At 41.2% G+C, this 6,843-nt stretch carries 7 protein-coding genes; 6 read left to right on the forward strand and 1 reads right to left on the reverse strand.

Annotated elements, in window-relative coordinates:
- Positions 1-927 precede the first annotated feature (927 nt).
- From MsAg5_RS04455 to MsAg5_RS04480, 6 genes are all read left to right on the forward strand, one after another.
- Positions 928-1,791 (forward strand): fumarate hydratase, encoded by an 864-nt coding sequence (locus tag MsAg5_RS04455; RefSeq protein WP_338099426.1) that lies wholly within the window; start codon positions 928-930, stop codon positions 1,789-1,791.
- Entirely contained in the window at positions 1,792-2,424 is a 633-nt protein-coding gene (locus MsAg5_RS04460) for a FumA C-terminus/TtdB family hydratase beta subunit (protein ID WP_338099420.1), read from the forward strand.
- A gap of 150 nt (positions 2,425-2,574) precedes the next feature.
- Positions 2,575-3,942, forward strand: coding sequence for an AAA family ATPase (locus tag MsAg5_RS04465; RefSeq protein ID WP_420846995.1), 1,368 nt, complete (start codon positions 2,575-2,577; stop codon positions 3,940-3,942).
- A gap of 78 nt (positions 3,943-4,020) precedes the next feature.
- Positions 4,021-4,644, forward strand: coding sequence for an RloB family protein (locus MsAg5_RS04470; RefSeq protein ID WP_338099422.1), 624 nt, complete (start codon positions 4,021-4,023; stop codon positions 4,642-4,644).
- 84 nt (positions 4,645-4,728) lie between these two features.
- A complete protein-coding gene (gene dinB / locus MsAg5_RS04475; RefSeq protein ID WP_338099423.1) occupies positions 4,729-5,829 on the forward strand; it encodes a DNA polymerase IV in 1,101 nt (366 codons plus the stop codon).
- A 33-nt stretch (positions 5,830-5,862) separates the two neighbouring features.
- Positions 5,863-6,471, forward strand: coding sequence for a lactate utilization protein (locus tag MsAg5_RS04480; RefSeq protein WP_338099424.1), 609 nt, complete (start codon positions 5,863-5,865; stop codon positions 6,469-6,471).
- 91 nt (positions 6,472-6,562) lie between these two features.
- Here the strand turns inward: MsAg5_RS04480 and MsAg5_RS04485 are convergent.
- Positions 6,563-6,843, reverse strand: a 281-nt coding sequence (locus MsAg5_RS04485) for a transposase (protein WP_338099425.1), incomplete at its 5' end; no start/stop codon positions are given.

The raw sequence follows: 6,843 nt of genomic DNA on the forward strand, positions 1-6,843 counted from the left end.
TGATAAAAGATATTTTAATCTTTACTTAAAAGAATGTGAATTTAGGTACAATTATAGGAATGAGAATTTATATCTGAAAATCCTGGAAATTATCAGAGAAAATCCTCTATTCTTATCATGACCCTTAAAAATAAAAGCTTAGGCTGAAAAAGACGTCGTTGTCCGTTTTTTTCAGCCTTTTTTTATTGACTTTTTTGATGTTTTTTTGTTTTTAAAAATCGGGCTTAGGTTTTGGCAATTGATGAAAAGCCGACGCTATAACGCGCGCGCCGGCGCAGCGCATAAATCGGATGCAGTACGTACCAGATCCGTTCCAATTGTTTCCCGCAAGTTTCGCTCTCTGAACGCCGAAGGCGTGAAGAGGGCGGAACTTGGCGGATTGCTGTTAATTTTAAAATTGATTGGCAGAACAGCAGCTGAAGTGAACTCTATTTTAAATCTCAATTTGCACCTTACAGTTGACTGTTTTCAGATTTCAGTTTGCATCTTCCAGTTACTATTTTTAGATTTCAGTTTGCATCTTCCAGTTACTATTTTTAGATTTCAGTTTGTATCTGCAGTTCACTATTTTTAGAGATTGGATTGCACCTGCAGTTTGCAAATACAGAATAAAACCAATTTGTACCTACTGTTTCTAAAAATACACCTGTTTCCTGATCCGATTTGCATCTTCTGTTTGCAATTTCAGATTGTATCTGCTGCGCGGTATCCGTAAAATACAAACGCTATCGCGTTTGATTTTACGGGATGGTTTGCTTGATACTTACAAAAAATTACCCTTTGGTTTTAAAAATCCAAAAAGAAAAAGTGCCGCCATAACGCGCGCGCCCGCCGCCCGCCAAAAAGTCAAACCCCCAACCGTTTCCATGAATATATAAACCTTGAACTCATTTTATTCCGAAACACCAGGTGATTTTTTTGATACAAATTCCTTCACTCTCATTTGATTCTGTCGCCAACGCGGTCTTTGAAATTTTGCGGGAATCGGAAACCATTCTTCCCGACGACGTCGTTTTGTCAATTCAAAACGCCGCCGACAAAGAATCGAGTCCGGTCGCCAAAACGCAGTTGAACTCCATTCTCAAAAACATTGAGCTCGCCGCTAAAAAAAGCGTTCCGATTTGCCAGGACACCGGCATTTTTATCTTTTTCGTCGAAATCGGTCGCGACCTTTGTCTTGACTTCGACATTGAAGGCGCGATTCGAAACGGCTGCGTCCGGGCGACTCGGGAAGTTCCGCTCCGGCCGAATGTGGTCGATCCGCTGACGCGCCACAACACCGGAAACAACATTGGATACGGCCTTCCGGAAATCAATTATGCGTTTGTTCCCGGAAACACGCTGACAATTACCGTGGCGCCCAAGGGTGCCGGTTCCGAAAATATGAGCGCCATTCGTATGTTTAACCCGACCGAAGCGGGCAAAATCAAAGAGTTCGTCGCCAAAACCGTTCTCGACGCCGGCGGAAAACCCTGCCCGCCCGTTGTGATCGGCGTCGGCATCGGTGGATCATTCAACCAATCCGCCAAACTCGCCAAAGAAGCCTTGCTTTCACCGATTTGGCCGGATGAGATTGTTTGCGAAACGCCCGAACTTATGGAAATGGAAAAAGAAATCTTGGATGCTGTCAATTCTCTCGGCATCGGCTGCATGGGTCTTGGCGGCGACACAACCGCTCTGGCTGTTCATATTAAGAAGTCGTCCTGCCACACCGCGTCTCTTCCGGTTGCCGTCAACATTCAATGTTGGGCAAACCGCCACGCGACTGCCGTTTACGACGGAGGGAAATAAATGTCCTCCAATCCGCAACCTCAAACTTATCACTTGAAAACGCCGCTGTCCGCAGAAGACGTTCTCAAAATTAATGCCGGCGACACCGTTTATTTGACAGGAACGATTCTGACCGCCCGTGACGAAGCTCATTCCCGAATGATTGAATTTGACGAACAAAAACATTCGCTTCCGTTTGATTTGGAAGGCGCCGTTGTCTATCATTGCGGTCCCGTTATGGAATTGAAAGAGAAAAAGACCGATCACGGAGATTGCCGGACGGACGCCGAATGGCATGTCGTTGCGGCCGGACCGACAACCAGCGACCGAATGACAAAAATGACGCCCAAGGTTTTGGTGTCGCACAACATCCGCGCCCTCATCGGAAAAGGCGGCATGGAAAACATTGCCGGAACACTGAGCGGAAAATGCATTTATTTGTCGTACACCGGCGGCTGCGCGGCCTTGGCCGTCGATATGATTGAAAAGGTTGAAACGGTTTTTTGGGAAGATTTGGGAATGCCGGAAGCCGTTTGGGTTCTGAGCGTTAAGGAGTTCGGACCTTTGATTGTCGGGGTTGATGCGCACGGAAATGATTTGTTTAAAGATGTGAAAGAAAAGGCGAAGGAGAAGTTTTTGAAGATTTCAAAATAATTCTTCCATATTTTCATTTTTTCTTTCACTATTTTTATAATATGTAAATTATTTTTAAAAAAGTTTAACTACTTGGATGTCATATTTTTGTCAATTAATCTTTCAAATTTGCAGAAAAAATGCAATTTTTAAAATTAAAAAGGCAAAAATATGATCATTGAGTTTCGAGTCAAAAATTTCTTGTCCATCAAGGATGAACAAGTCCTCAGTTTTGAAGCGGATTCAAACACGGACTATGAAAAATATTTTGTGACGGAAATCGGAGGATATCGGCTTTTAAAAGTGATGGGCATTTACGGAGCGAACGCTTCTGGTAAATCCAATATCTTGAAAGCTTTGGACAAGTTTCTTGAAATCGGTTTAAAATCAAGATACATGGGCGATAATTTAGCAAGAACAACCTTTTCTTTCAATTCTGATTATGACAGAGGTAATTCCCAACTTGGAATGGACTTTCTCATCGAAGATTCCGGGAAATTTATCAAATATCGATATGAAATTATCTATAACGTGCTCGATATTGTTTCGGAAAAATTAGAATATTATCCAAATTCAAGACCTGCACTCGTTTACGAACGCGTTCAAAATATTGAAAATCCAAGAGGATTTGATTTTAAAGTTCCAAAATCAATGAAACTGAAAAACGCCGACAAAGACGCAATTGAATTAAACACATTGCGTAACACATCCGTTTTGTCTTCATTTTCAAGAATCAATCCGATATTCCCGCAAGCAAAAAAAGTTTATAATTATTTTTCATCCTATCTGAAAAATACCATTAAGACGAACTTATCACTCAAAGATGAATCAATGAATTATTTTGAAAAGTCATACGAACGACGGAATATTTTAACGGAGCTTTTTCAAAAAGCAGATTTTGATATTTCTGATGTCCAAATTCTCAATCTTAGAAAAATGGCAGAGTTTGGGATATATGATCATAAAAAGGAATATCAGGCTGCAATGGATTCAATTATGGTTAAAGAAACAAGTGTATTTGATCAATATTTATCGCTGAAATATGACATCCCTAAATTTGAAACATATTTTATTCACACGTATCAGGAGAATGGAGAATACAAATCCGGCAAATTGCCATTAAGTTCCGAATCCTTGGGGATGGTTCAGTTCTTCGGTCTAGCCTATCCGTTAATTCACGCCTTGGTTCATCCATCGGTGTTGCTCATTGATGAAATTGAAAACTCGCTTCATTTGGAAATCGTCAAGTACATCATTATGATCTTTTTGTCAAATGCGACAACCTCTCAAATGTTATTCACAACGCAAAATCTTCTTCTTTTGGACGGAGAAATCATGAGAAAGGACGCGATTTGGTTTACACAAAAACAAAAAGACGGTTCCACCGAATTGTATTCCTTAACAGATTTCACAGACTTGAACAGAAGCAACAGAAATTATTTAAAATCATATTTGGCCGGTAATTTTGGTGCGGTGCCGGACATTTACCAATTTAAACTCGACCTGGATTCTTTAAAAAAGAGCGAATCAAAAATCTAATAAACGGCATCAAGGGGTTTGATTCAAATGGGGAAATCCAGACAAATAAAAAGGCGAAGAGTTTCAACGAAAAACATATTGATTATCGGTGAAGGGGAATCGGAAAGAGATTATTTTACCCAACTGAAACATCACATCAAATCTGAAAACAAAGTTGAAAACAAATCTGAAAATTTAAATGCGGGCGGCAATTTCAATATTGTTCCGGACAAATCTGAAAATTCAGATTTCAAAACCATCTTTGAGCGGGCTGAAAAGAACAAAGAAGACTATCAGTGGATATTCTGCTTGATCGATTTGGACCATATTTTAAATCATTCTCTTTACGATAAATACCTCGAAAGCAAGAAACAAATCGAATCTTCCGGCAACATTTTTGTCATTGAATCTTGCCCTTGCTTTGAATTTTGGATTTTACTTCACTATGAATATTGCGGCGCATCCTTCTGCCATTGCGACGATTTAATCAAAAACAAGCTGAAGGATTATCTTCCGGAATACAAAAAAGGAATGATTAAGCATTACTACCCTCAAATTAAAAATAAACAGGAATTGGCAGTCCGGCGTTCAAAAGAATCAAAAGACAATCGTGATCGAGAAATTCAAAGCGAAACGTTCGGCTCAGAGAATTCGTGCCGAATTTCATTTACAGAAATGCATATCCTTATGAATAAGCTTTTAGATTGTGAATGTAAAATTTAAATTCCATCCAATCAATATAAATTAAAATATTTTTAAAATACGAATACAAACTACAAAAATTCAAAAAACAAAACCTGAACCGTTATGTCCGAAAATAACATTGTCATGCACATCGATATGGACAGCTTCTACGCGTCCGTTGAAATCCGCGACCGTCCCGACTTAAAAGACAAGCCTGTCGCCGTTTGCTCAAAAACATATTCCTTAGAAAAAGACGCGCCGCGCGGCGTGATCAGCGCCGCTTCGTATCCGGCGCGCAAATTCGGACTTCATTCGGCGATGTCGCTCGCAGAAGCCTTGAAACTGTGTCCCGATGTCGTTCTTTTGCCCATGAATCGCGACCTTTACAAACAAGTGTCGGACAACATTATCAAAATCATCGGCAAACACATGAAAACGGTTCAGCAGGTCAGCATTGACGAAGCTTACGCTCTTTTTCCCGATTCGGTTCAAACATATGACGATGCGAAGCAGTTGGCGCAAACCATTAAAAATGAAATTTACGCCGCCGAACGCATTACCTGTTCCGCCGGCATCGCGCCGAACAAATCAACCGCCAAAATCGCGTCGGGGTATCAAAAACCAAACGGCATGACCATCGTTTTGCCGGAAAACCAACTTGCGTTTCTGTCGCCGCTTCCGGTCACCAAAATTCCGGGCGTCGGCCAAAAAACCAACGAGTTCTTTGATTTATACAACATCAAAACCGTCGGTGATTTGGCCAAAACCGACAAACGGCTTTTGTTTGAAAAACTCGGGAAGCAAGGACTCGTTTTTTCAGATATTGCCAACGGCATCGACAATGCGCCGGTGATTGAAACGGCCGACGTCAAATCCATCAGCCGGTTTTATTCGCTCAGCCCGTTTACGGCCGACTCCAAAGCCCTATCTCTGGGCTGCGACGCCGTTTGCGAAGAAGTTCACAAGCTGCTCAGCGACAAGAAAATGTTTTACAAAACCGTGACGATCAGCCTTCGTTTTTATGACTTTTCCACGGCGTCCAAATCCAAAAGCCATAGCGTGCACGTGTCCGACATCAACACGCTCAAACGGTATGCACAGGAGATGCTGCTGGAACTGATCGACAACAACACGGATCACAAAAAGTCCCGGCAAATCAGTGTTGGCGTGTCTAAATTGAAAAAGACGGACGTCAATCAGATGCAGCTGTCAGATTTCTTTTAATGAATAGATGATTCGTTTTTTGGGGGAGATGAAGTGGATTTTGATTTAAATATTCTCAAAAAACAGTTCAATCGGAGAGGGTTCAACTCTACCGTTTGCAATAATCGTCACGAAGCGGTGGATTATATTTTGGAAACGTTTCCTGTGAACGATGAGATGATTATTGGAATGGGAAACTCGTTAACGTTGGACGCTTTGGGCATCAAGGATATTTTGATCGAAAGAGCTTCGGCCGTCTATCAGCACGCTCCCGGCTCATCAGAAGTTGAATCGAAAAAGGCTCTGTTGGCAGATCTCTATTTGACGTCGGCAAACGCCGTTTCTTACGACGGTCAAATCGTCAATATTGACGGGACCGGTAACCGCACGGCAGCAACATGTTACGGACCAACTCAGGTTATTTATGTCGTCGGGAAAAATAAAATTGCGGAATCGTTGGAAGACGCCGTTTGGCGCGCTCGAAACGTCGCCGCCGTTCAAAATGCGAAACGATACAACAGAAAAACGCCTTGCGTCGTGACGGGAAAATGTGAAGATTGCTTATCCCCGGAATGTATTTGCGGGGTTATGACCATTCATCGAAAACAACCGCATGGAAATAAGATCACGATCGTTCTTGTTAATGAAGAGCTGGGGCTTTAACATCAGCTGTATTTTACATGAATTAAAAATCATAACATAAGAAGAATAAATTGAAAAAAATAAGCTGAAAAAAGAATAAATAAAAAAAGGGTCACGATAAGAATAGAGGATTTTTTCTGATAATTTCCAGGATTTTCAGATATAAATTCTCGTTCCTATAATTGTACCTAAATTCACACTCTTTTAAGTAAAGATTAAAATATCTTTTATCAATCCCTCTGTACTTACTCATTCTGGTTTTAGAGAAACCCCAGAATCCTTCAATCCCATTAATATGGGATTTTCCATTGACAAATTCATCTTTGCCGTGGTCCACACGATAGTGTTTATCATATCCCACGTCAACCAATCCATCATATCCGTGCCAGTTGT

The sequence above is a fragment of the Methanolapillus africanus genome (assembly GCF_032714475.1).
In the GTDB taxonomy this organism is placed as follows: domain Archaea; phylum Halobacteriota; class Methanosarcinia; order Methanosarcinales; family Methanosarcinaceae; genus Methanolapillus; species Methanolapillus africanus.